This is a genomic window from Rahnella perminowiae (assembly GCF_019049755.1).
GTDB classification, from domain to species: domain Bacteria; phylum Pseudomonadota; class Gammaproteobacteria; order Enterobacterales; family Enterobacteriaceae; genus Rahnella; species Rahnella perminowiae.
The window spans coordinates 16,417-41,541 of sequence record NZ_JAFMOS010000633.1; the positions used below are offsets into that span (position 1 = coordinate 16,417).

Here is a 25,125-nt window from a genome sequence, read left to right on the forward strand (position 1 = left end):
ATGGAACTTTATCTGGATACTGCTGATATCAGCGCAGTAAAACGTTTATCCCGGATTTTGCCGTTGCAGGGCGTGACCACGAACCCGAGCATTGTGGCTAAATCGCAAACTTCCCTGTGGGAGGTTTTGCCCGCGCTTCGTGATGCATTAGGAGGAGAAGGGAAACTGTTTGCGCAGGTACTGGCAAATCAAACTGAGCAGATAGTTGAAGAAGCTGAATTATTGTATTCCCGCGTACCAGGGCTTGTGGTCAAAGTGCCGGTAACCGCTGCCGGGTTGGCAGCGATTAAGACGCTGCGTATTCGTAAAATTCCAACCCTGGGAACCGCTGTGTATGGTGCGGGGCAAGGGTTACTATCGGCACTGGCCGGGGCCGAATATGTCGCGCCTTATGTTAACCGGCTGGATGCCCAGGGGGGTGATGGCATTGCGATGGTGACCGAGTTGCAGCAATTGCTTACCCTGCATGTACCGCATGCCAAAGTGCTGGCCGCCAGTTTTAAAACGCCGCGCCAGGTTCTGGCCTGTCTGCTGGCAGGCTGTCAATCGGTCACGATCCCTGTCGATGTCGCGGAGCAATTGATCAGTGCGCCCGCCGTACAGGCGGCTGTCGATAAATTTGAACAAGACTGGCAAGGTACTTTCGGGCAACTTTCACTTTAATCGGCTAACGTTGCGTAAAAAGCCCGGCAGGAAAACCTGTCGGGCCTTTGTCATTCTGGTCAGTATCCTTTTACTTTACGCCTTACTTTTACTTAACTCCGTACTGCGCAAAGAAAGCCAGCATGCGTTGCCAGCCATCGGCAGCGGCTTCAGCATGGTAACTCGGGCGATAATCGGCGTTAAACGCGTGACCCGCTTCGGGATATACCACGATTTCCGCTGTGGCATTGGCTGCGCGAATGGCCTGTCGCATGGTTTCAATGGTATCCAGAGGAATGCTCGAATCTTCCCCGCCATACAAACCCAGCACCGGTGCATCCAGTGCCGCTGCGCGGTCAACCGGTTGGAACGGGCTGGTTAGCGTTTTATCACCGACCAGTTTACCGTACCAGGCTACGCCCGCTTTCAGTTGCGGATTGTGCGCCGCATACAGCCAGGTGATGCGCCCGCCCCAGCAGAAACCGGTGATACCTAATTTTGTAATATCCCCGCCATGCTGTGATGCCCAGTGAGCAGTATGATCGAGATCGGAAAGCACTTGCTGGTCCGGTACTTTGCTGACCAGTTTGGCAAACAGCTCACTGATTTCGGTGTAATCACGCGGGTCACCCTGACGGAAATATAACTCCGGCGCGATGGCCATATACCCCTGCTTCGCCAGCCGGCGGCAGATATCCTGAATGTGTTCATGTACACCAAAAATCTCCTGCACGACCAGCACGATCGGTAATTTACCGGTGAACTGTTCAGGACGGGCGAGATAGGCGGGCATATCTTCGCCCTGTGAGGGAATGGTGGTCTGGCCTGCGTGCAGCCCGTCGGTGTCGGTATGTATGGTGGTGCTGGCGACGGGCGTGACGGCAGGAGCAAAGCTGGTCGGAGCCTGTTTCAGGGTAAGCAATTCTTCTTTTTTCATCGGGTGTCTCCAGGCAAGTGTCCATACGGAAATCTGTGGCTATGGATTAAAACTATAGCCGGAAAGCATGAACAGCAAGGCGCAAGAGATGTTCTATAGTTAAAAGTTAATCAGGAAAGTCATCACGGAAGATTCACAGAACACCCGAAACTTTTGCCGAGGAGCTATGTTCAATGTCCAAATCACCCTCTAAAGTCACCAAGAAAAGTGAGTTAAAACCGGTAAGCCGCGCCCCCGCCACGGGCATTGAGTCTTCGCAGCCAGGCCTGGGGGATCTTGCCCCCGCGGATCGTGCTTATCAGCCTTCAGCACAACCTACACCGCCAGGAAAAGAACCGACAGCTTCCGGCAGCGCCAGGAGTCCGAAAAATAGCAATACCAAACTTGATGCATTAGAACACCACCGCAAAAATGGAGAAAAACAGCCGCTGACCACCAATCAGGGCACCAAAATTGCCGATGACCAAAATTCGCTGAAAGCCGGAAGCCGCGGTCCGACACTGCTTGAAGATTTCATCCTGCGCGAAAAAATCACTCACTTTGACCATGAGCGCATCCCGGAACGTATCGTTCATGCGCGCGGTGCGGCAGCGCACGGTTATTTTCAGCCATACCGCAATATGAAAGATGTCACCAAAGCCAGTTTCCTTTCAGACCCCGAAAAGAAAACCCCGGTTTTTGTACGATTTTCTACTGTTCAGGGGTCCCGCGGCTCGGCAGATACCGTACGTGATATCCGCGGCTGGGCGACCAAATTTTATACGGATGAAGGGATTTACGATCTGGTGGGTAACAATACGCCAGTGTTCTTTATTCAGGATGCACATAAATTCCCTGACTTTGTCCACGCGGTCAAACCTGAACCGCATAATGAAATCCCGCAAGGCGCGAGTGCGCATGATTCCTTCTGGGATTACGTTTCTCTGCAACCGGAAACGCTGCATAATGTTTTCTGGGCGATGTCTGACCGCGGCATTCCGCGCAGTTACCGCACGATGGAAGGTTTCGGCATTCATACGTTCCGCTTTGTGAATGCCGAAGGGAAAGCCACTTTTGTCCGTTTCCACTGGAAACCGGTGGCCGGAAAAGCGTCTCTGTTATGGGATGAAGCACAGAAACTGGCGGGGAAAGACGCGGATTTTCACCGCCGTGATTTGTGGGAAGCCATCGAAGCCGGAGATTATCCGGAATACGAACTGGGGGTTCAGTTGATCCCGGAAGAAGACGAGTTCAAATTTGATTTCGACTTGCTCGACCCGACTAAACTCATTCCCGAAAAGCTGGTGCCCGTAGAACTGATCGGCAAAATGGTGCTTAACCGTAACCCCGATAATTTCTTTGCTGAAACCGAGCAAGCCGCGTTCCATCCCGGACATATTGTGCCGGGCATAGATTTTACCAATGATCCGTTGTTACAGGGGCGTTTGTTCTCTTACACCGATACGCAAATCAGCCGTCTTGGCGGGCCAAATTTCCATGAAATTCCGATCAACCGGCCGACATGTCCTTTCCATAACTTCCAGCGTGACGGTATGCACCGCCAGGATATTGATACCAATCCGGCAAACTACGAGCCGAATTCCATCAACAATAACTGGCCAAGGGAAACGCCTCCGGCAGCATCCGGCGGCGGCTTTGAAAGTTACCCTGAGCGTATTGGTGCAGAAAAAATTCGTCAGCGCAGCCCGTCATTTGCCGAATATTATGCCCATCCGCGCCTGTTCTGGCTGAGCCAGACAGCGGCGGAGCAGGATCATATTATCGGGGCCTTCTCATTTGAATTATCGAAAGTGGCGCGGCCTTATATCCGCGAGCGGGTGGTGGATCTGTTGGCGCATGTTGATCAGCCGCTGGCGCAAAAAGTGGCGAAGAATCTGGGTATTACCCTTTCCGCAGATACTCTGAATATCAAACCGCCGAAGCCGGTGAATGGCCTGAAAAATGATCCGTCGCTGAGTTTGTATGCCAGCGGTAAAGGCACGCTCAAAGGACGTCAGGTGGCAATATTATTGGGGGAGGGCGTGAAAGCGGCAGATGTTCTGGAAACGTTGCAGGCGCTTCAGGTCGCAGGCGTCCATCCTAAACTGCTGGCCAGTCATTTAGGCAATGTAACTGCCGATGATGGCTCCACGTTGCCGGTTGATGCAACCTTTGCCGGGGCGCCTTCCATCACCGTGGATGCGGTGATTGTTCCGCACGGACATATCGATGCACTGCTCATGAACGGCGATGCGCGGCATTACGTGCTCGAGGCCTACAAGCACCTGAAAGTCGTAGGCCTAAGTGGCGATGCACGCCGCTTCAAATCACTGCTGGGGTTGACGGATGACGTGCCGGAAGAGGGCATTGTCGAAGGTGAAAAAGCGGAGGGAGCATTACTGAAAACGTTCCTGAAAGAAATGCTCAAACACCGGATCTGGTCACGCAGTGCGTTGGCAGAGGCTGTGCCTGCCTGATTTGCTGTTCCTGCCTGATTTGCTGTAGCTGGAAAGCAGGCAACCTCCGGTAACGGAGATTGCCTGTTCAGGTTTCAGTGAAATGCACCTTTATTTTGTGATGAGTGTCACAAAATAAATGTATGCGCAATTCAAGTTGTTACATCATAGTGACGACCGTCACGAAATAACGCCACAATGTTGAGTACAGTTGCCGGGTGTTCCTCCTGCCAATAAATGACCTTACACACCGAGGAGTTTGTTATGTCTCAGCCCGAAGTTTTCCATCTTGGCCTGGCCAAAAAAGATTTAAACGGCGCGTCGCTGGCGATTGTTCCCGGCGATCCTGAGCGCGTAGAAAAAATTGCCAAACTGATGGAGAATCCGGTTCGTCTGGCCTCCCACCGCGAATTTACCTCATGGCGTGCTGAGCTTGATGGCAAATCTGTGATTGTTTGCTCAACCGGTATCGGCGGGCCTTCTACCTCCATCGCAGTGGAAGAACTGGCACAGCTGGGGATCCGTACTTTCCTGCGTGTCGGCACAACGGGTGCGATCCAACCACATATCAATGTCGGTGACGTGCTGGTCACGACCGCTGCCGTTCGTCTTGATGGCGCGAGCCTGCACTTTGCGCCGATGGAATTCCCTGCGGTAGCCGATTTTGCCTGCACTACCGCGCTGGTTGCGGCGGCAGAAGCCGTGGGAGCCGCGACACACATTGGCGTTACTGCATCTTCTGACACGTTCTATCCGGGTCAGGAACGTTATGACACTTACTCCGGCCGTGTTGTCCGTCGCTTCAAAGAATCGATGAAAGAATGGCAGGAAATGGGCGTCATGAACTACGAAATGGAATCCGCGACTCTGCTGACCATGTGTGCAAGCCAGGGGCTGCGCGCCGGGATGGTTGCCGGTGTTATCGTGAACCGCACGCAGCAGGAAATCCCTAATGCGGAAACCATGAAAAAGACCGAAAGCCATGCAGTGAAGATTGTTGTCGAAGCGGCCCGCAGACTGCTTTAGTCCCTGTAAAACTAAAACAACCACATCTTATCAACGGGCCTCTGACGGCCCGTTTTTTTGCTCTGTTAAGCAGATCTGTTAAGGTCATGTTAGTAATCCATCTGGAATAATTGATGTATTCCCTTCCGGATCTCTGACACAAGGAACTGCATTTTTGACTGTTCACGACCTTCTTGAGTACACCACTACCTTCATTCGTGCCCATCAGGTGTGGGCTGCGCCGATCGTTTTTTTTCTGGCCTTTGGTGAATCGCTGGCATTCCTTTCCCTGCTGCTTCCGGCAACGTTTATCTTGTTGGGGCTCGGTGCGCTGATTGGCGAAACCGGCATACCGTTCTGGCCCATCTGGGCAGCCGCCGCTGCGGGGGCTTTCCTGGGCGACTGGCTTTCTTACTGGATTGGTGCCCGTTATCAGGATCGTGTTGGCAATTTCTGGCCTTTCTCCCGTCATCCGCAAATGTTGGTTCGGGGGCATGCTTTCTTTGAAAAATGGGGCATGCCGGGGGCCTTTATCGGCCGCTTTTTTGGCCCGCTTCGCGCCGTTGTGCCACTGGTTGCTGGCATCTGCGGTATGCCGCAAAAGTATTTCCAGATTGCGAATGTGACCTCGGCACTTATCTGGGCTTTCGGCATTCTGGCACCCGGTGCGTTTGGCATTCAGTGGCTGAGCCGCTGGTTTTAAATCCTGCCCTCTGTCGTTGCCCGTCGCAAGGGGGCAAATACAGAGAAATTCCTTTTTGGAAGACGTCTCGCAAAGGTTCAATGCAACAGAAAATAGACTGGACATCCATACAGCCTGACATTACCTTGGCCGCAAGAGACTTGAAGAGGGAAATCACGTGGATATCAGCATTCTGACTGCCCTGGGGGCAGGGTTAATTGGCTTACTCTTAGGATGGCTGATTGCCAGTTTGCGCCAACAGCAACAACAGACGGAGTATGAAACGCAACGCCGTTTGCTGGAACAATCGCTGGAACAGCTTAAAACGGAAAATGATACGCACAAAATCGAGCGGCAATCAGGCCAGCAGCAACTGCGTGAAGCTGAACTTGAGCTGCGAAAACTGCACAGTCTGCAGGCGGCCAGCCAGGAAAAATTACAACTTCTTGTCCACTGGCAAAACGAGTGTGACCAACTCAATCAGGAACTGCGTGCGCAGCGGGAAATCAACAGTGCGCAGGAAGCTGAGTTGCGTGAGGTTTCGACCCGTCTGGACGAAACCCGCATGGCGGCTGAAGAAAAGCAGCGTCTGCTGATTAACAGCGAACAGCGCCTGAGCAGCCAGTTTGAAAACCTGGCTAACCGGATTTTCGAACAAAATGGCCGTCGTGCCGATGAACAGAACAAGCAAAGTCTCGATAAGTTACTGCTGCCGTTGCGTGAGCAACTGGATGGTTTCCGCCGCCAGGTGCAGGACAGCTTCGGGCAGGAAGCCCGTGAGCGACATACGCTGGCGCATGAGATCCGCAATTTACAGCAACTGAATGTGGAGATGGCACGCGAAGCCGTCAACCTGACTAAAGCTCTGAAAGGTGATAATAAAACGCAGGGCAACTGGGGTGAAGTGGTTCTGAGTCGCGTGCTCGAGGCTTCCGGTTTACGCGAAGGGCATGAATACCAGACGCAGGTCAGCGTGCAGGTGGATAGCAACAGCCGGATGCAACCTGATGTGGTCGTACGGTTACCGCAGAATAAAGACGTGGTGATTGACGCCAAAATGACGCTGGTTGCGTATGAGCGTTATTTCAACAGTGAGGATGACAGCGAGCGGGAAGCGGCACTCAATGAACATATTGCCTCAGTGCGCGGACATATCCGCCTGCTCGGGCGCAAAGATTACCAGCAACTTCCCGGTCTGCGCAGCCTCGATTATGTGCTGATGTTTATCCCCGTTGAGCCTGCTTTTCTGTTGGCTATCGACCGGGAGCCCGAATTGATCAGCGAAGCGCTTCGCCACAATATTATGTTGGTCAGCCCGACGACCTTGCTGGTGGCGCTACGAACGATCAGCAACTTGTGGCGCTATGAGCATCAGAGTCAGAACGCCAAACGTATCGCCGATCGCGCGGCCCGTCTTTACGACAAACTGCGACTGTTTGTGGATGACATGGAGTCGATGGGACAAAGTCTCGACAAAGCGCAGGGAAGTTATCGATCCGCGATGAATAAACTCTCGCAAGGCCGTGGTAATCTTATCGGGCAGGTGGAAAGTTTTCGCGCGCTGGGTGTTGAAGTTAAACGACCTATCAGTCCCTCTCTGGCTGAAATAGCGAAAGCGGAAAACGAACCTGAAGACACCGCATCTCTGCCCGATACCTCTGATGCGGAAGAAGAACAGACGCTGAACCCGGGTGAGTTAACCGCTCACGAGCAGGCATTGCTCTCAGAGGGGCCGCATTGTGTGTGATTCAATGCGTGAATCTTCGCAATATGTTGAATCACCATCGGTGATGGGGCTTTCGAACGGGTTCTGATACACTTCTCCCCAAGAGTTCGACTGAAAAAGCAGGCATAAATAATGGAAAAGCAGACGCCGGAAACCACCCATTTTGGTTTTCGTACAGTAGCCAAAGATGAAAAACAGGAAATGGTGGCAGAAGTCTTCCATTCCGTTGCGGCAAAATATGATTTGATGAATGACCTGATGTCTTTTGGTATTCATCGCATCTGGAAACGCTTCACAATTGATTGCAGCGGTGTCCGTCAGGGACAACGTGTGCTGGATCTGGCCGGTGGTACGGGCGATCTGACCGCAAAATTCTCCCGTCTGGTGGGTGAGAAAGGCGAAGTCGTTCTGGCGGATATCAACGATTCCATGTTGAAGATGGGGCGCGAAAAGCTGCGCAATCTCGGCATCGTTGGCAACGTCAGTTACGTTCAGGCGAATGCCGAGGCCCTGCCGTTCCCGGACAATTATTTTGACTGCATCACCATCTCTTTCGGTCTGCGTAATGTGACTGAAAAAGAGAAGGCGCTGCGCTCCATGTTCCGTGTCCTCAAGCCGGGCGGCCGTCTGCTGGTATTAGAATTCTCCAAACCGGTGTTCAAACCGCTGAGCAAAGCTTATGACACCTATTCCTTCCATATTTTACCGCGTATAGGTGAACTGGTTGCGCATGATGCGGAAAGCTATCGTTATCTGGCTGAATCAATTCGTATGCATCCGGATCAGGAAACACTGAAAGGAATGATGGCAGACGCAGGTTTTGAAAATGTGACTTATCACAACCTGACTGGCGGCATCGTGGCGTTACATCGGGGTTTCAAATTCTGATATGAGTATGCCGATGTTGTTAACGCCGTTACTGACTGCCGCTATCGAGACGCCGCTTAATTACCTGCTTTTCAGAGATCGCAGCATGAAGGCGGCACGGACACGTCTGGCCGGCAAAGTTCTGCGTGTCGAATTGCAGGAACTGAGTACACCCCTGACGTTTGTATTCAGTGAACACAAAATTGATGTGCTCGGACAATGGGATGGGGCGGCGGATTGCACTGTCACCTCGAAACTGTCAGTGCTGCATAAGTTACGTGATCGCCAGCAGTTGTCGCCAATGATGCGTAGTGGCGGGCTGGTGGTTGATGGTGATATCGCCGTGGTTCAGCAATTTTCTGCATTGCTGGATATGGCGGAAATTGAGCCTGCTGAGTTTCTGGCACCCTATATCGGTGATATTGCGGCACAGGGCGTGAGCCAGGCTGTGCAGGGGGCTTTCAGCTTTCTGCAAAAAGGGCTGAAACATCAGCAGAGCTATGTAGCGCAAACGCTGACGGAAGAGTGGAAAATGGCACCCGGTCCGCTGGAAGTTGTCTGGTTTAGTGATGAGGTTTCCGCACTGGTGGGCGAACTGGATGCGCTGGATAAACGAATCAAAAAACTGGAGGATAAACCGTGACGCCTAGGGAAATGCGACGTTTATATCTGATTATCCGCATGTTTCTGATCTACGGCCTTGACGAACTGATCCCTAAAATCCGCTTAACGTTACCGCTGAGAATGGGGCGTTATCTTTTTTTCTGGTTACCTCATCGTCATAAAGAAAAACCGTTGGGTGAGCGCATGCGTCTGGCACTGGAACAACTTGGACCGGTATGGATCAAGTTCGGTCAGATGATGTCGACACGCCGCGATCTTTTCCCTCCGCAAATTGCCGATCAACTGGCTTTGCTCCAGGACCATGTTCCGCCGTTTGATGGCGCAAAAGCCCGTCAGCAAATTAATGCTGCGCTGGGTGGCCCGCTGGAAACCTGGTTTGATGAGTTCGACCAGACACCGCTGGCATCTGCGTCGATTGCTCAGGTGCATACAGCGATCCTGAAAGAAAACGGCAAACCAGTGGTGCTCAAAGTTATCCGCCCGGATATTTTACCGACCATTGTTGCGGACATCCGTTTGATGTCGCGTCTTGCTGGCTGGTTGCCGATTCTGTTGCCAGATGGCCGCCGTTTGCGTCCGCGTGAAGTGGTGCGCGAGTATGAAAAAACGCTGCTTGATGAACTGAATCTGTTACGTGAAGCCGCGAATGCCATTCAGCTTCGTCGTAACTTTGAAGGGAGCCCGATGCTGTATGTGCCGGAAGTTTATCCGGATTATTGCAGCGAACAACTGATGGTGATGGAACGTATTTATGGGATCCCTGTTTCTGATATTGAGGCGCTGAAAAAGCAGGGCACCAATATGAAATTGCTGGCGGAGCGCGGTGTGCAGGTCTTCTTCACTCAGGTTTTCCGCGACAGTTTCTTTCATGCCGATATGCATCCGGGCAATATTTTTGTGAGCTACGAAACGCCGGAAGATCCTTGCTACATAGGCATTGATTGCGGCATAGTTGGTTCGCTCAACAAGGAAGACAAACGCTATCTGGCGGAGAATTTCATCGCGTTCTTTAATCGCGATTACCGCAAAGTGGCGGAGTTGCATGTCGATTCCGGCTGGGTCCCGCGTGATACCAACGTTGAAGAATTCGAATTTGCGATCCGGACAGTGTGTGAACCGATTTTTGAGAAACCGCTGGCGGATATTTCCTTCGGTAACGTATTGTTAAATCTGTTTAATACGGCTCGCCGTTTTAATATGGAAGTCCAGCCTCAGCTGGTGTTGCTGCAAAAGACACTGTTGTATGTCGAAGGCCTCGGGCGTCAGCTTTATCCTCAACTGGATTTGTGGACAACGGCGAAACCTTTCCTCGAAAGCTGGGTTCGTGATCAGGTTGGCCTGCCAGCGATGATCCGTGCACTGAAAGAGCGTGCGCCGTTCTGGATTGAGAAAATGCCTGAACTGCCAGATTTGGTTTATCAGAGCCTGCAGCAGCACAAGCTGTTGCAATACAACATTGAGAAACTTTCCTCCCAGATTCATAACCAGAGTTCCCGTCAGGGACAGTCTCGTTATTTGTTGGGAATGGGTGCGACGCTGTTGTTGAGCGGAACCCTTTTACTGTTAGGCGGCGTTAAGGTTTACCCCGCTTGCCTGATGGCGGCAGGTGTTGTTTCATGGTTAATCGGATGGAAACGCGCCAGCTAAACAAATTGTTTTAAATCGAATGCCGTTTGCGGACGGCAATGAATGTGGTTCCTTCCTATTTGAGGTGAAAATAATGGGTGGTATTAGTATTACAAAAATCCTAATCCTCGTTGTTCTTGTAGTACTGCTGTTCGGTACGAAGAAACTGCGTGGTCTGGGCGCTGATTTGGGTGCATCGATCAAAGGTTTTAAAAAAGCCATGAGTGATGACGACACTCAGCCAAAACCTAAAGACGCTGACATTCCTCCTAATGACGCTGATTTCGTAGCCAAGTCTGTTGAAAGCAAGCCAGAAACGAAAGCAGAAGACACCAAGAGCCAAAACAAAGAGCAGGTATAAGCCGTGTTCGATATTGGATTTAGTGAACTGCTGCTGGTATTGGTGATTGGCCTGGTTGTCCTCGGGCCCGAGCGTTTACCTGTAGCAGTCAGAACAGTAGCAGGCTGGATCCGTACGCTTCGTGCAATGGCTGCTTCAGTTCAGAGCGAATTATCGCAGGAACTGAAGCTCCAGGAATTGCAGGATAGCCTGAAGAAAGCGGAAGAATCCGGTCTGAAGAATCTCACGCCAGAAATCAAAGCGTCTATGGACGAGTTGAAAGAGGCCGCAGAATCTATGAAGCAGTCGATCAATTCAGGATTGAATCCTGCGGAGAAGGCTGTCGAAGACGCCAAAGCGGAAGGCAACACTATCCACAATCCTGTTCTGGATGAAGCTGAAGCGCACCATGATGCAGGTGTCTCTCCTGCTGCTGCCGACAAGGTAATTTCTGCACCAGCCGCTGCACCGCAAAGTGCTGTTGATGCTGCCCTGGCATCAAACAGAACGGCGCATGCCGCAGCTGAAACGCTGGCGGCATCGGTGGAACCTGTCGCTGACAGTTCTGTTGACGTTTCACCTGTTGTGAAAACCGCGGCTGAAGCCCCTGTGGAGGAACCCACAGCACCGGTTAAACCGGCTTCATCAACTCAAACGACAGGCGAGCGTTAAACATGGCCGTTGAAGATACACAACCCCTTATCAGCCATCTGATCGAGCTACGTAAACGTCTGCTGAATGCCATTATCTGTATTATTGTGGTGTTTTTAGCGCTGGTTTATTTTGCAAATGACATCTATCAACTGGTGGCATCGCCGCTGATCAAGCAAATGCCGCTGGGTGCGAGCATGATTGCGACTGACGTCGCGTCGCCGTTCTTTACGCCTATCAAACTGACTATGATCGTCTCGGTGTTTGTCTCTGCACCGTTCATTTTGTATCAGGTCTGGGCATTTGTAGCACCGGCACTTTACAAACACGAACGCCGGCTCATGATGCCGCTGCTGTTCTCAAGCTCCGCGTTATTCTATCTCGGTGTGGCGTTTGCTTATTTCGTCGTGTTCCCGCTGGCGTTCGCTTTCTTTGCGAAAACCGCACCGGCTGGCGTGCAGATAGCCACCGACATTAACAACTACCTCGATTTCGTGATGGCGTTGTTTATGGCGTTTGGCGTCTCCTTTGAAGTGCCTATCGCGATTGTGCTGCTTTGCTGGAGTGGTGTAACGACCCCGGAAGATCTGAAAAAGAAACGTCCTTATGTACTGGTCGGGGCTTTTGTAGTCGGGATGTTGTTAACACCGCCGGATGTATTCTCGCAAACGTTGCTGGCCATTCCGATGTACCTGCTATTTGAAATTGGCGTGTTCTTTGCCCGTTTCTATGTCGGAGGCCGTCGCCGGTCGGACGTCGACAACGAGACCGATCCGGATCAGTCTGCTTAAAGTTTTTTTCGTTATAGAGAACCGCCCTGTTGGGCGGTTTCATTTTCAGGACTCCCCATGTTTGAAATCGGTATAAATCTTACCAGCAGTCAGTTTGATAAAGACCGGCTGCAGGTGGTGGAAAGAGCCAGAGCCGCCGGTCTGAGCGGCATGTTGATCACCGGAACGTCAGCGCAGGAAAGTGTCGAAGCGCAGAAAATGGCGGATGATCATCCTGATTTTTGCTGGTCGACGGCGGGTGTGCATCCGCATCAGGCGAGCGACTGGAATGCGCAGGTTGAAGCCGGTATCCGCGAGCTCGCAGCGTTACCCAATGTGGTTGCGATCGGCGAGTGCGGGCTGGATTTCAATCGTAACTTTTCTCCGGCAGATCGGCAGGAAGCGGCTTTTACCGCGCAGCTGGCGCTGGCGAAAGAACTGCAGTTACCGGTCTTTCTGCATTGTCGCGATGCTGGGGAGCGCTTCGCCGCGTTGCTCAAACCTTGGCTGTCCGGTTTGCCGGGCGGTGTGGTTCATTGTTTTACCGGCACCCGTCAGGAGCTTGAGTTGTATTTATCTCTCGGACTGTCGGTGGGTATTACCGGTTGGGTATGTGATGAGCGTCGCGGGCTGGAACTGCGTGAAATGCTGCCGCTGATCCCGGCGGAGAGGTTATTGCTGGAAACCGATGCACCGTATTTACTGCCGCGTGATATGGAAAACAAACCGAAAAACCGTCGCAATGAACCCGCTTTCCTGCCGCATATTGTGAAGCAGGTGGCTCTTTGGCGTGGTGAGGATCCCCTATGGCTGGCGGACGTTACGGATGACAATGCGCGTAAGCTTTTTGCCCTTCCGGCACGCGGCTGAACCCCGTAAAAAGGTACTGCAGGACAGTGCCTTTTTACGGTCGACCCATCCAGTTCAACAGAGCGGGAATACCGGTTACATTTTTTGGAAGTGCGTATTTTCGATGCTCTGACGAACCGGCTGGTTGATGAGATTAAGCATCAGCAGTGAACGTGCTTCGCCGTCCGGTTCAGTATAAATCGCTTCGATGCCGGCAAAAATTCCGCCGGTAATCACCACCTGATCGCCTTCATACGGTGTATCAGGATCACGAATATCAACTGATGGCGGTTCCATCAACTGTTTAATGACATCAGGCTGGACGGTGGCAAGTTTCGCACCAAAGCGGATGAAGTGGCTGACACCACGCGTTGCGTTGATAGTCGTGGTATGGATCCGCTCAGGGTCGAACTCGACGAACATATAATTCGGAAACAGTGGCTCGCTGACCGCAGTGCGGCGTCCGCGCACCAGTTTTTCAAGCGTGATCATTGGCGTCAGGCAGTTAACGTGCTGGCGCTCAAGATGTTCTTTTGCGCGAAGAAGCTGACCACGTTTGCAATAGAGTAAATACCAGGATTCCATAGTTTCCCACATAAAAGCGTCGAGCGGGGCAGCATACCAAAAGCCGCTCAGGAGATATAGACAGTGCAAGTCTCTGCAGACGTTTGCTGATTGTCGGCCCGTTATCTTTTATTATCGGAGAAAAGCGCATTCTTATCCCCTCTATTAGTCCTATTTTATCAGGAGAAATCTCATGGAGTTATTCTTACTGAGTAACGGTAAGCTTTCAGGTGAATCTGAGTTACTGGGCTACGCTAAAGCGCGTATCCAGACTATGTTTGAGGCGCACAAGATTACCTCAGCTGTCCTAATCCCTTATGCCCTGATCCGCAGCGATTACGATGCCCGCGCCCTGGAGCTTTCTGATGTGCTGGGCATTGACGTTAGCAGTATTCATCATGCAGCAAACCCGGCTGAAGCGATTGCCAGCGCGGAATGTATTTTGATCAGCGGCGGGAATACCTGGATGCTTAATCAAATGTTGCATGAACACAGCCTGATCGTGCCGATCCAGCGGGCAGTGCGTGAGCGCAATGTACCTTATATCGGCTGGAGTGCGGGCTGCAATGTCGCCACACCCAGTATCCGTACCACCAATGATATGCCTGTTCGCAACTCTGTGGTTCTGCCTTCTCTTGGCCTGTTCCCGGTGCAAATCAATCCGCACTATATTGATGCCCATTTAAGCGGTCATATGGGTGAAACCCGTGATGAGCGCATTGCGGAATTCTGCGCGGTTAATCCGTCGGAATCAGTAATTGCGTTGCGTGAAGGCAGCCTGTTACAGGTGTCCGGCAACAATCTGAGCTACTTCAGTGCGAAAGAGCAGGGTTTTAAAGTTTTCCGTCACGGGCAGGATACGCAGGAATATCAGGACACTCAGGCGATTCAGTCTCTGGTGCCTTTTAACTGCCTGTAATTGTCGTCACGATACTACTTCCGCATCGTCAGTCCAGAAATACCCGGCTGACGGTTATACAGTTTTTACGTTATCAGACTTTAGTTACTGTTAAGAAATTTACTCATAACAAACTTGCTGATAACAAAAAGGCAGCAACAACCCCGGAGAGGCTCTATAATGCTCTCCTTCAACCCGGCGACTCAGAATCAGCATGAAATACCGTGATTTACGTGACTTCCTCTCGTTACTTGAAAAGAGAGGCCAACTGAAACGCATTAGACAGTCAGTTGACCCTTATCTGGAAATGACCGAAATTGCCGATCGCACCCTGCGTGCAGGCGGTCCCGCGCTTTTGTTCGAAAACCCCAAAGGCTACGACATGCCGGTTCTGTGCAATTTATTTGGCACACCTCAGCGTGTGGCGATGGGCATGGGCAAAGAAGATGTCAGTGCGTTGCGGGAAGTCGGTGAATTACTGGCATTTCTGAAAGAACCTGAGCCACCGCGGGGCTTGCGTGATTTATACGACAAAGCGCCAAAGTTTAAACAGGTGCTGAATATGTCGACCAAAATGCTGCATTCCGCCCCGTGCCAGCAGCAGATTTGGGAAGGTGATGCGGTCGATATCACCAAAATTCCGGTGATGCAGTGCTGGCCGGAAGATGCCGCGCCGCTCATCACCTGGGGACTGACTGTCACCCGGGGACCGAACAAGCCGCGTCAGAATCTGGGCATATATCGTCAGCAGGTGCTGGGTAAAAATAAAGTGATCATGCGCTGGTTGTCCCATCGCGGCGGTGCGCTTGATTTTCAGGAATGGTGCAAACAGAATCCGGGTCAGCGTTTTCCGGTTTCTGTTGCGCTGGGGGCTGATCCGGCTACGATTCTTGGTGCTGTGACGCCGGTTCCCGATACGCTTTCTGAATATGCCTTTGCCGGGCTGTTGCGTGGCAACAAAACGGAAGTGGTTAAATGTATTTCTAACGATTTGGAAGTGCCGGCCAGCGCCGAAATTGTGCTGGAAGGGTATATCGAGCCGGGTGAAATGGCACCGGAAGGCCCGTATGGTGACCACACCGGCTACTATAATGAAGTGGACAACTTCCCGGTGTTCACCATTACGCACATGACACAGCGTAAAGATGCTATCTATCATTCGACCTATACTGGCCGTCCGCCGGATGAACCTGCAGTACTGGGTGTGGCGCTGAATGAAGTGTTTGTGCCGATTCTGAAAAAGCAGTTTCCGGAAATTGTTGATTTCTATTTGCCGCCTGAGGGTTGCTCCTACCGTCTGGCTGTCGTTACCATGAAGAAGCAGTACGCGGGTCATGCGAAACGCGTGATGATGGGGGTCTGGTCCTTCCTGCGACAGTTCATGTACACCAAGTTTGTGATTGTGTGCGACGATGACGTGAATGCCCGTGACTGGAACGATGTGATTTGGGCGATCACGACCCGAATGGATCCCGCGCGGGATACGGTTCTGGTAGAAAATACCCCGATTGATTATCTTGATTTTGCTTCCCCTGTGTCGGGCCTTGGCTCGAAAATGGGGATGGATGCTACCAATAAATGGCCGGGCGAAACGCAGCGTGAATGGGGGCGTCCGATTGTGAAAGATCCGGAAGTCACCGCGCGTATCGACGCTATTTGGCACGAACTCGCTATTCTTAATGATAAAGACGATACGAAAAAATAATCGAATCTTTGTCCTACGCTTTGCTTTGACGACCCACAGAGGGACCGCATGACAACATTGAGCTGTAAAGTGACCTCAGTTGAGGCGATAACCGATACGGTGTATCGCGTCCGGCTGGTTCCGGAAGCGCCTTTCTCGTTCCGCGCGGGTCAGTATCTGATGGTGGTAATGGATGAGCGTGACAAGCGCCCGTTCTCTCTGGCTTCCACGCCAGCCCAACACAATGTGATTGAGTTGCACATTGGCGCGTCTGAACTGAATCTGTACGCGATGGCCGTGATGGATCGCATTTTGAAAGAACAGGCCATCACCGTGGATATTCCGCACGGCGATGCCTGGTTGCGTGAAGACGGTGAACGTCCGCTGGTGCTGATTGCGGGCGGAACCGGATTTTCTTACGTGCGTTCTATTTTGATCACCGCGCTCGAACAACAACCACATCGTGATATTTCTATTTACTGGGGCGGCCGTGAACTGAAGCATCTGTATGATCTCAGTGAACTGGAAGCGCTGAGCATCAATCACCCGAACCTGAAAGTGATCCCGGTGGTTGAACAGCCGGAAGAAGGATGGCAGGGCAGAAGCGGTACTGTCCTGAGCGCGGTGCTACAGGATTTCTCCTCACTGGCTGAGTACGATATTTATATCGCGGGTCGTTTTGAGATGGCAAAAATCGCCCGTGAACGTTTTGTCGCAGAACGCGGTGCACAGGAAGACCGTCTGTTTGGTGATGCCTTCTCTTTCATCTGATTGAATAATGAAAAAGCCCGCCCCTGACAGGCGGGAAAACGGCAACTAAAACGGTAACGACAGATTGATGAAAGCGGGCTTAATGCCCGCTTTTGTGTTTTTCAGGAAGAGGGAAATCAGACGCGTTCGAAAACGGTCGCGATGCCCTGTCCCAAACCGATACACATGGTGGCTACGCCAAATTGTACGTCGCGGCGCTCCATCAGATTCAGCAACGTGGTGGAAATACGCGAGCCGGAACAGCCGAGCGGATGACCGAGCGCAATGGCGCCGCCGTTCAGATTGACGCGTTCTTCCATGGTTTCCAGCAGTCCCAAATCTTTCACGCACGGTAAAGCTTGTGCGGCAAAAGCTTCATTCAGTTCGAACAGACCGATGTCCTGCACGTTTAGCCCGGCGCGTTTCAATGCCAGACGCGTTGCCGGCACCGGGCCGTAACCCATAATCGACGGGTCGCAGCCGACTACCGCCATGGCACGGATGCGGGCGCGGGCTTTCAGACCTAAAGATTTGGCATGAGATTCACTCATCAGCAACATCGCCGATGCGCCGTCGGAGAGGGCCGAGGATGTGCCCGCCGTAACGGTACCGTTCACCGGATCGAACGCCGGACGTAAAGCTGCCAGCGTGGCGACAGTAGTTTCCGGGCGGATCACTTCATCGAAGTCATAACGGGTCAGCACACCGTCGGCGTTATGGCCTTCGGTCGCCACGATTTCGTTAGCAAAATGCCCGGCAACGGTGGCTGCATGGGCGCGCTGATGTGAACGTGCGGCAAATTCATCCTGCATTTCACGGCTGATCTGGTGCATTTTCGCCAGCATTTCAGCTGTCAGTCCCATCATGCCTGCAGCTTTCGCTACGGTCTTGCTCAGACCTGGATGGAAATCCACGCCGTGATTCATCGGTACGTGACCCATATGTTCCACGCCACCGATCAGGCTGACTTGTGCGTCGCCAACCATAATCGCGCGCGCTGCGTCGTGCAGTGCCTGCATGGAAGAACCGCACAAACGGTTGACCGTAGTTGCGGGAACGCTGTGCGGAATTTCTGCCAGCAGCGACGCGTTGCGGGCAATATTGAAGCCTTGCTCCAGCGTCTGCTGGACGCAGCCCCAGTAAATATCATCAATATCTTTGGCGTTGAGTGCCGGGTTGCGGGTCAGCACGGCGCGCATCAGATGAGCGGAGAGATCTTCAGCCCTGACGTGGCGGAATGCGCCGCCTTTAGAACGGCCCATCGGCGTGCGGACTGCATCAACAATGACTACGTTTTCCATGATTTCGGTCCTTATGCCTGATTACCGGTGCTGAGGTTTTCCAGCGGCGCCGCAACCGGATAGTAACTTTCATTGGTTTGCGCTTTGACGCGTAACCCGCTTGGTGCCTGATACATCGGCCCCAGGTGTGTGTACTGTTCGGTCATTTTCAGATACGCAGCGGTACCGAGGGTATCCAGATAACGGAACGGTCCCCCATGGAACGGAGGGAAACCGATGCCATACACCAGCGCCATGTCGGCTTCGGCCGGGCTGGCAATGATGCCTTCTTCGAAACAGCGTACCACTTCGTTAATCATCGGGATCATCATGCGGGCAATGATGTCCTGCGGCGAGAAATCCGCATGTGACGGTTTTAGATTATCGGCCAGCAGGCTGATTGCCTGTTCATCGACTTCCTTGCGTGGCTTGCCCTTGCTGTCTTCGCTGTAACGGTAGAAGCCAAGATGGTTTTTTTGACCAAAACGACGGTTATCAAACAGCACATCAACAGCATCACGGTAATTGCGCGACATACGCTCCGGGAAACCGGCGGCCATCACTGCCTGGGCGTGATGGGCAGTGTCGATGCCGACCACATCCAGCAGATAAGCCGGGCCCATTGGCCAGCCGAACTGTTTTTCCATCACTTTGTCGATCTGGCGGAAATCGGCACCATCACGCAACAGCAAACTGAAACCGGAAAAATACGGGAACAACACGCGGTTAACGAAGAAGCCCGGGCAGTCATTGACGACGATCGGTGTTTTCCCCATTGCCAGCGCGTAAGAGACAATGCGTGAAATTGTCGTGTCTGAGGTTTTTTCACCCCGCACGATTTCCACCAACGGCATCCGGTGAACCGGGTTGAAGAAGTGCATACCGCAGAAGTTTTCCGGATTTTTCAGCGAGGATGCCAGCTGATTGATAGGAATGGTCGAAGTATTGGAAGCCAGAACGGCACCGGTACCGAGTAAAGATTCAGCTTCAGCCAACACTGCGGCTTTTACTTTTGGATTCTCGACCACGGCTTCGACCACGACGGTGGCATGTTCGATTCCGCTGTAATTGAGAGTCGGATGAATGGTCGACAGGACTTTGGCCATTTTCAGACCGTCAAGTTTGCCACGCTCCAGTTGCTTGTTTAGCAACTTAGCGGCCTCGTTCATGCCCAGAGTCAGGGACTGATCGTTGATATCTTTCATGACGACCGGTACACCTTTCAGGGCCGACTGATAAGCTATCCCGCCGCCCATAATGCCGGCACCCAGCACCGCAGCTTGCGTCGGTTTATCACTCCCTTGAGCCAGTTTTTTTGCTTTGCCTTTTACAAACTGATCGTTAAGGAAAATGCTGACCAGTGCGCGGGCTTCTTTAGATTGTGCGAGCGGTACAAAGCTGGCGGTTTCCAGTTGTAATGCTTCATCACGGCCAAGGCGAGCGGCGGCTTCAATCGTTTTCACGGCGGTCATAGGCGCGGGATAATGCTTGCCGGCATTTTGCATGACCATGCTTTTGGCGACGCTGAAACTCATCGTCGCTTCAATCTGGCTGAGTTTCAGCGGCAGACGTTTCGGGGCGCGGCGGTTATGCCATTCCAGTTTGCCGTCAGCGGCATTTTTCAGCATGGTAATGCCTGCATCGCGTAGTTTGTCTGCTTCAACGACGGCATCTACCAGACCGACTTTCAGGGCCTCTTTCCCGCTGATGTTTTTCCCGGCTGCGATAATTTCCAGTGCACTGTCTGTGCCAATCAGGCGTGGCAAACGTACGGATCCGCCGAAGCCCGGCATGATACCTAAGCTGGTTTCCGGCAATCCGATACGTGCATCGGCCGTACTGATGCGAAAATCCGTCGCCAGTACGCATTCGCAACCGCCGCCCAGCGCATAACCGCTGATAGCGGAAAGGGTCGGTACCGGCAGATCTTCCAGACGGTTAAAAATGCGGTTGGCGAAATTCAGCCACTCCTGCAGTTTTTCCGCAGGTGCGTTAAACAGGGACAAAAACTCGGTGATATCCGCACCGACAATAAATGCAGGTTTGGCTGAACTCAGCAGTAAGCCTTTCAGCTCAGACTGCTTTTCAAGTACTGCAATCGCTTCGCCCAGGCTGGCAACCGTTTGGGTATCGAGTTTATTGACCGAGCCTGGGGCATCAAACACCAGCTCCGCGATACCGTCATCGAGCCAGTGCAGGTGTAATGTTTCGCCTTGGTAGAGCATGTGTCTCTCCTGAATCATCTGGGATGATCTGGTATGACCAGATGACTTGGAGTGTGGTTTTTATGTTAATAATTTGCAAATGAGATGTGTTTTATTTGCAGGCAAGATCACAAACCTTCCGGGACTATGGTCGCGGTGAGGCTGTGGTAAGATGCTGCATCGTCTTTCAGGTGAAAAAAGGAGAGTTGGATGGAATCGCTTACTACGCTTTATAAAGAACATATTGCCACGCTGCAGACGCGTGCCCGTGAAATTCTGCAACGTTCTCAGCTTGATGCGTTACTGATTCACTCCGGTGAGTTGCTGACGACCTTCCTTGATGACCACAGTTATCCCTTCAAAGTCAATCCGCAGTTCAAGGCCTGGGTGCCGGTCACCAAAGTGCCGAATTGCTGGTTGTGGGTGGATGGCGTGAATGCCCCGAAATTGTGGTTCTATTCCCCCGTGGACTACTGGCACAGCCATGAACCGCTGCCAGACTCCTTCTGGACGAAAGAAATTTCCCTGACGCCGCTGGCCAACGCCGACGATATCAAAGGCCAGTTGCCGGTTGATCTCAAACGTGTGGGTTACATCGGTTACAGTCAGGAACGCGCGATCGGCATGGGTATTCCTGCTGCCAACGTCAACCCGAAAGCTGTGCTGGATTTCCTGCATTATCATCGCGCTTACAAAACGGGTTATGAACTGGCCTGTATGCGTGAAGCGCAGAAAGTCGCGGTCAGCGGCCATCGTGCGGCGAAAGAGGCGTTCCTTTCCGGCATGAGTGAATTCGACATCAATCTGGCGTATCTCACGGCTACCGGTCATCGTGATACCGATGTGCCTTACGACAACATTGTTGCGCTCAATGAACACGCTTCCGTACTGCATTACACGACGCTAGATAACCAGCCGCCTGCCGAAATGCACAGCTTCCTGCTTGATGCCGGTGCGGAATATAATGGCTATGCCGCTGACCTGACGCGGACCTATGCCGCAAAACCGGACAGTGATTTCGCTGCACTGGTGAAAGATCTCAATACGGAAGAACTCGCGTTAATTGATACGATTAAGGCCGGTGTGCGCTATACCGACTATCATATTCAGATGCATCACCGCATCGCCAAATTGTTGAAAGCGCACAAGCTGGTGGTCGATATCAGTGAAGACGCCATGGTGGAACAGAACCTGACCGGGCCTTTCCTGCCACACGGTCTGGGACATCCGCTGGGATTACAGGTGCATGATGTTGCCGGGTTTATGCAGGACGATACCGGTACACATCTGGCTGCGCCTTCGCAATATCCTTATCTGCGTTGCACCCGTGTGATTGAGCCTGGCATGGTACTGACTATCGAGCCGGGTCTGTATTTCATCGATTCGTTGTTGTTACCGTGGCGCGAAGGGCAGTTCAGCAAACATTTTGCCTGGGATCGCATCAATGCGATGAAGCCATTTGGCGGTATTCGTATCGAAGACAATATTGTCATCCATGACAATCGTATCGAAAATATGACACGCGATCTGAAGCTGGCCTGATGCAGCCTTATGCCGTCCCCGCTGAGTCCGTCAGTTTCAGCGAAGAAATAAAGAAAAGTCGCTTCATCACCTTACTGGCAAGAACGGAAGGCATTGAAGCGGCAAAAGCCTTTATTCAGCATGTCAGACATCAGCACCCGGCAGCGCGTCATCACTGCTGGGCGTTTGTGGCTGGTGCGCCTGCTGATTCTCAGCAACTGGGCTTTTCTGATGATGGAGAACCGGCGGGCACAGCCGGTAAACCCATCTTAAGTCAGCTGATGGGATGCGGGGTTGGGGAGATCACGGCCGTCGTGGTGCGTTATTACGGTGGCATTATGCTGGGCACCGGCGGCCTCGTGAAGGCCTACGGCGGTGGTGTTCAGCAGGCATTAAAACAACTTATCGTGCAGCAAAAGGTTCCGCTGGTGAAGTACGCAGTACAGTGTGATTACAGCCAGTTACAGCAGGTTGAAATGCTGCTTTCGCATGTGGGTGGGCATATTTTACGCAGTGAGTACGGCGCGGCGGTGGACCTCGTTCTGGCGCTGCCTGCCGCAGATGCGCCGGCAACAGTCAGCCACTTATTCGATATCAGCCGTGGCACACTTATCCTGCGTCCGGTTTCTTAAATTTTCTATGATTACTTCGCTGAGGAACGCACCAGCATGCATTTTCGTGCCATAACACGCATTGTGGGGGTGCTCGTCATCCTTTTCTCGGGAACGATGATTATTCCCGGTCTGGTCGCTTTAATCTACCGCGATGGCGCGGGGCGTGCGTTCAGTCAGACTTTCTTTGTCGCTCTGGCGATTGGATTATTCCTGTGGTTGCCCAACCGAAAGCAGAAAAGTGAGCTTAAACCACGGGAAGGTTTCCTGATTGTTGTGCTGTTCTGGACGGTACTGGGCAGCGTCGGGGCATTGCCTTTTCTGTTCTCCGAGCGGCCGAATCTCTCCCTTACCGATGCTTTCTTTGAATCCTTTTCCGGCCTGACGACGACGGGCGCGACCACTCTGGTCGGGTTGGATTCATTGCCCAAAGCGATTCTTTTCTACCGGCAGATGCTGCAATGGTTTGGCGGTATGGGGATCATTGTGCTCGCTGTGGCCATTCTGCCGATATTGGGTGTCGGCGGGATGCAGTTGTACCGTGCAGAAATGCCGGGCCCGCTTAAAGATAACAAGATGCGTCCGCGTATCGCCGAAACAGCAAAAACGCTTTGGCTCATCTATGTACTGCTGACCATCGCTTGTGCGCTGTCGTTATGGGGCGCGGGTATGCCGGTCTTTGATGCGATCAGCCACAGTTTTTCGACTATCGCCATCGGCGGCTTCTCAACGCACGACGCCAGTATCGGATATTTTCATAGCGGAACGATCAATACTATCGTCGCGATATTCCTGCTGATTTCCGGCTGTAACTATGGCCTGCACTTTGCGGTACTGAGCGGGCGAAACCTGAAAGTGTACTGGCGAGATCCGGAATTTCGTATGTTCATTGGTGTGCAGTTCACGCTGGTGATCATCTGTACGGTGATTTTGTGGATCCACAATACCTACGGTTCCGGTCTGGAGACGCTGAATCAGGCATTTTTCCAGGTGGTGTCAATGGCTACTACCGCAGGATATACCACGGACAGTATTTCTAAATGGCCGCTGTTTTTGCCGCTTCTGTTGCTCTGTTCTGCCTTTATCGGGGGATGTGCGGGTTCAACCGGCGGTGGCCTAAAGGTGATCCGTATCCTTCTGCTTTATTTACAGGGTTCCCGCGAGCTGAAAAGGCTGGTTCACCCCAATGCGGTTTACACGATTAAATTGGGTAGCCGCGCTTTGCCTGAACGTATCATTGAAGCGGTATGGGGTTTCTTCTCCGCTTATGCGCTGGTGTTTATTGTCAGCATGCTGGCGATTGTGGCCACCGGTGTAGATAACTTCTCCGCCTTCGCTGCGGTCACCGCGACGCTCAATAACCTTGGGCCTGGTTTAGGGGTTGTGGCGGATAACTTTGCCTCGATGAATTCAGTGGCGAAATGGATCCTGATCGTCACCATGTTGTTTGGTCGTCTCGAAGTCTTCACATTATTAGTGCTGTTCACGCCGACGTTCTGGCGGGAATGAGTTTTAAGAAAGGGAAACAAGTATGAAAGCGTTGATACTCTATTCAAGTCGTGACGGGCAGACACATGCTATCGCTTCTTATATAGCCAGTGAGTTGAAAGAGAAGTGCTACTGCGATGTTATTGATCTCGGCCATGCGGCACACGTCGATTTGAAAAGCTATGACCAGATCATGATCGGCGCTTCGATACGTTACGGCCACTTCAACCCGGTACTGGATAAGTTCGTTAAAAAACACGCCGAAACATTGAACCGCATGCCGTCAGCTTTTTTCGGCGTCAATCTGACTGCACGCAAACCTGAAAAGCGTACGCCACAGACTAATGCCTACGTGCGTAAATTCCTGCTGGCGTCGCCTTGGGAACCTGCAATGTGTGGTGTCTTTGCTGGCGCATTACGTTATCCGCGATATCGCTGGTTCGATAAGGTCATGATCCAACTTATTATGCGGATGACAGGCGGGGAAACAGATACCCGTAAAGAAGTGGAATACACCGACTGGCAACAGGTAGCCAAATTCGCTGAAGATTTTGGACAAATATCGTATAAAAAATCACACTAATGCGGTCTTAATAGACGTTCAGGCCAAAAAGAAAGCAGTCGGAAAGTTTTTTGAAATTAGGAGTTGCGGCCTTCTGAGAACTCCCTATAATGCGCCTCCACTGACCGGGAACAACGACTCCTCTAACGAGAACCAAGTCGCCCAGTCAGGAAGAATCAACCCGGTGAAAACACCGAATCTTGTAAAAGAAAATGGTTGACTCTTCAGTGGGAAGGAGTATTATCTGCCTCCCACGTTGCTGAGTTAAGTCTCGCAACGAACGCTCTTTAACAATTTATCAGACAATCTGTGTGGGCACTCACAAGACGATATCAGCCACTTCGGTGGCAAAAAATATCAAGTCTTAGAGTGACCAAGCAGTAATTCATTTAGTGAATTATTACGAAGT

At 52.1% G+C, this 25,125-nt stretch carries 23 protein-coding genes; 19 read left to right on the forward strand and 4 right to left on the reverse strand.

The features are described 5' to 3' along the window. A complete protein-coding gene (gene fsa, locus J1785_RS23505) occupies nucleotides 1-663 on the forward strand; it encodes a fructose-6-phosphate aldolase (protein WP_217220909.1) in 663 nt (220 codons plus the stop codon). 88 nt (nucleotides 664-751) lie between these two features. On the opposite strand, the gene J1785_RS23510 is transcribed toward fsa, so the two are convergent. Then, a complete protein-coding gene (locus J1785_RS23510) occupies nucleotides 752-1,579 on the reverse strand; it encodes a dienelactone hydrolase family protein (protein ID WP_217220910.1) in 828 nt (275 codons plus the stop codon). Nucleotides 1,580-1,752: 173 nt separating this feature from the next. Here J1785_RS23510 and katE point away from each other — a divergent pair, with 173 nt between their 5' ends. The 11 genes from katE to tatD all read left to right on the forward strand — a co-directional run bounded on the left by katE (nucleotide 1,753) and on the right by tatD (nucleotide 13,175). Next, the gene (gene katE, locus J1785_RS23515; protein ID WP_217220911.1) at nucleotides 1,753-4,035 is read left to right on the forward strand and encodes a catalase HPII; all 2,283 of its coding nucleotides are present in this window, start codon (nucleotides 1,753-1,755) and stop codon (nucleotides 4,033-4,035) included. Nucleotides 4,036-4,278: 243 nt separating this feature from the next. Beyond that, on the forward strand, nucleotides 4,279-5,040 hold the full coding sequence (udp, locus tag J1785_RS23520; protein ID WP_129955161.1) for a uridine phosphorylase: 762 nt from the start codon (nucleotides 4,279-4,281) through the stop codon (nucleotides 5,038-5,040). A gap of 154 nt (nucleotides 5,041-5,194) precedes the next feature. Beyond that, a complete protein-coding gene (locus J1785_RS23525) occupies nucleotides 5,195-5,722 on the forward strand; it encodes a DedA family protein (protein WP_013577438.1) in 528 nt (175 codons plus the stop codon). Nucleotides 5,723-5,879: 157 nt separating this feature from the next. Next, a complete protein-coding gene (gene rmuC / locus J1785_RS23530) occupies nucleotides 5,880-7,448 on the forward strand; it encodes a DNA recombination protein RmuC (RefSeq protein WP_129955160.1) in 1,569 nt (522 codons plus the stop codon). A gap of 111 nt (nucleotides 7,449-7,559) precedes the next feature. Then, a complete protein-coding gene (gene ubiE, locus J1785_RS23535; RefSeq protein WP_129955159.1) occupies nucleotides 7,560-8,315 on the forward strand; it encodes a bifunctional demethylmenaquinone methyltransferase/2-methoxy-6-polyprenyl-1,4-benzoquinol methylase UbiE in 756 nt (251 codons plus the stop codon). A 13-nt stretch (nucleotides 8,316-8,328) separates the two neighbouring features. After that, nucleotides 8,329-8,937, forward strand: coding sequence for a ubiquinone biosynthesis protein UbiJ (gene ubiJ, locus J1785_RS23540; RefSeq protein WP_129955238.1), 609 nt, complete (start codon nucleotides 8,329-8,331; stop codon nucleotides 8,935-8,937). Continuing rightward, the gene (gene ubiB / locus J1785_RS23545) at nucleotides 8,934-10,565 is read left to right on the forward strand and encodes a ubiquinone biosynthesis regulatory protein kinase UbiB (protein WP_129955158.1); all 1,632 of its coding nucleotides are present in this window, start codon (nucleotides 8,934-8,936) and stop codon (nucleotides 10,563-10,565) included. The genes ubiJ and ubiB overlap by 4 nt, the downstream gene beginning before the upstream one ends. Before the next feature lie 73 nt (nucleotides 10,566-10,638). Beyond that, complete coding sequence (gene tatA / locus J1785_RS23550) at nucleotides 10,639-10,905, forward strand: twin-arginine translocase TatA/TatE family subunit (protein WP_129992171.1); 267 nt, start codon at nucleotides 10,639-10,641, stop codon at nucleotides 10,903-10,905. A gap of 3 nt (nucleotides 10,906-10,908) precedes the next feature. Next, complete coding sequence (gene tatB, locus J1785_RS23555) at nucleotides 10,909-11,556, forward strand: Sec-independent protein translocase protein TatB (RefSeq protein ID WP_129992172.1); 648 nt, start codon at nucleotides 10,909-10,911, stop codon at nucleotides 11,554-11,556. A gap of 2 nt (nucleotides 11,557-11,558) precedes the next feature. Beyond that, complete coding sequence (tatC, locus tag J1785_RS23560; RefSeq protein ID WP_129955155.1) at nucleotides 11,559-12,326, forward strand: Sec-independent protein translocase subunit TatC; 768 nt, start codon at nucleotides 11,559-11,561, stop codon at nucleotides 12,324-12,326. A 57-nt stretch (nucleotides 12,327-12,383) separates the two neighbouring features. Beyond that, nucleotides 12,384-13,175 (forward strand): 3'-5' ssDNA/RNA exonuclease TatD, encoded by a 792-nt coding sequence (gene tatD / locus J1785_RS23565; protein WP_217157493.1) that lies wholly within the window; start codon nucleotides 12,384-12,386, stop codon nucleotides 13,173-13,175. Between the two features lie 75 nt (nucleotides 13,176-13,250). On the opposite strand, the gene rfaH is transcribed toward tatD, so the two are convergent. Then, the gene (rfaH, locus tag J1785_RS23570; RefSeq protein WP_205951622.1) at nucleotides 13,251-13,739 is read right to left on the reverse strand and encodes a transcription/translation regulatory transformer protein RfaH; all 489 of its coding nucleotides are present in this window, start codon (nucleotides 13,737-13,739) and stop codon (nucleotides 13,251-13,253) included. A gap of 172 nt (nucleotides 13,740-13,911) precedes the next feature. Between rfaH and pepE the strand changes: the two genes are divergently transcribed. From pepE to fre, 3 genes are all read left to right on the forward strand, one after another. After that, nucleotides 13,912-14,637, forward strand: coding sequence for a dipeptidase PepE (pepE, locus tag J1785_RS23575; RefSeq protein WP_129992174.1), 726 nt, complete (start codon nucleotides 13,912-13,914; stop codon nucleotides 14,635-14,637). A gap of 193 nt (nucleotides 14,638-14,830) precedes the next feature. Then, complete coding sequence (gene ubiD / locus J1785_RS23580; RefSeq protein WP_217220912.1) at nucleotides 14,831-16,321, forward strand: 4-hydroxy-3-polyprenylbenzoate decarboxylase; 1,491 nt, start codon at nucleotides 14,831-14,833, stop codon at nucleotides 16,319-16,321. A 48-nt stretch (nucleotides 16,322-16,369) separates the two neighbouring features. After that, a complete protein-coding gene (fre, locus tag J1785_RS23585; protein ID WP_129955151.1) occupies nucleotides 16,370-17,071 on the forward strand; it encodes an NAD(P)H-flavin reductase in 702 nt (233 codons plus the stop codon). A gap of 116 nt (nucleotides 17,072-17,187) precedes the next feature. Here the strand turns inward: fre and fadA are convergent, their stop codons facing one another. Together fadA and fadB are read right to left on the reverse strand one after the other, a co-directional pair. Further along, nucleotides 17,188-18,351 carry an acetyl-CoA C-acyltransferase FadA gene (gene fadA / locus J1785_RS23590; protein WP_129955150.1) on the reverse strand — a complete coding sequence of 388 codons (1,164 nt, stop codon included), beginning with the start codon at nucleotides 18,349-18,351 and terminating at the stop codon, nucleotides 17,188-17,190. Nucleotides 18,352-18,362: 11 nt separating this feature from the next. Then, on the reverse strand, nucleotides 18,363-20,555 hold the full coding sequence (gene fadB, locus J1785_RS23595; RefSeq protein ID WP_129955149.1) for a fatty acid oxidation complex subunit alpha FadB: 2,193 nt from the start codon (nucleotides 20,553-20,555) through the stop codon (nucleotides 18,363-18,365). 189 nt (nucleotides 20,556-20,744) lie between these two features. Between fadB and pepQ the strand changes: the two genes are divergently transcribed. The 4 genes from pepQ to hemG are packed head-to-tail and all read left to right on the forward strand — an operon-like array spanning nucleotide 20,745 to nucleotide 24,737. After that, on the forward strand, nucleotides 20,745-22,076 hold the full coding sequence (gene pepQ, locus J1785_RS23600) for a Xaa-Pro dipeptidase (RefSeq protein ID WP_129955148.1): 1,332 nt from the start codon (nucleotides 20,745-20,747) through the stop codon (nucleotides 22,074-22,076). Beyond that, complete coding sequence (locus J1785_RS23605) at nucleotides 22,076-22,687, forward strand: IMPACT family protein (RefSeq protein WP_129955147.1); 612 nt, start codon at nucleotides 22,076-22,078, stop codon at nucleotides 22,685-22,687. The genes pepQ and J1785_RS23605 overlap by 1 nt, the downstream gene beginning before the upstream one ends. A gap of 36 nt (nucleotides 22,688-22,723) precedes the next feature. Beyond that, nucleotides 22,724-24,175: a Trk system potassium transporter TrkH gene (gene trkH, locus J1785_RS23610; RefSeq protein WP_129955146.1), complete on the forward strand. Its 1,452-nt coding sequence runs from the start codon at nucleotides 22,724-22,726 to the stop codon at nucleotides 24,173-24,175. Between the two features lie 22 nt (nucleotides 24,176-24,197). Next, nucleotides 24,198-24,737: a menaquinone-dependent protoporphyrinogen IX dehydrogenase gene (hemG, locus tag J1785_RS23615; protein ID WP_129992176.1), complete on the forward strand. Its 540-nt coding sequence runs from the start codon at nucleotides 24,198-24,200 to the stop codon at nucleotides 24,735-24,737. Nucleotides 24,738-25,125: the final 388 nt, after the last annotated feature.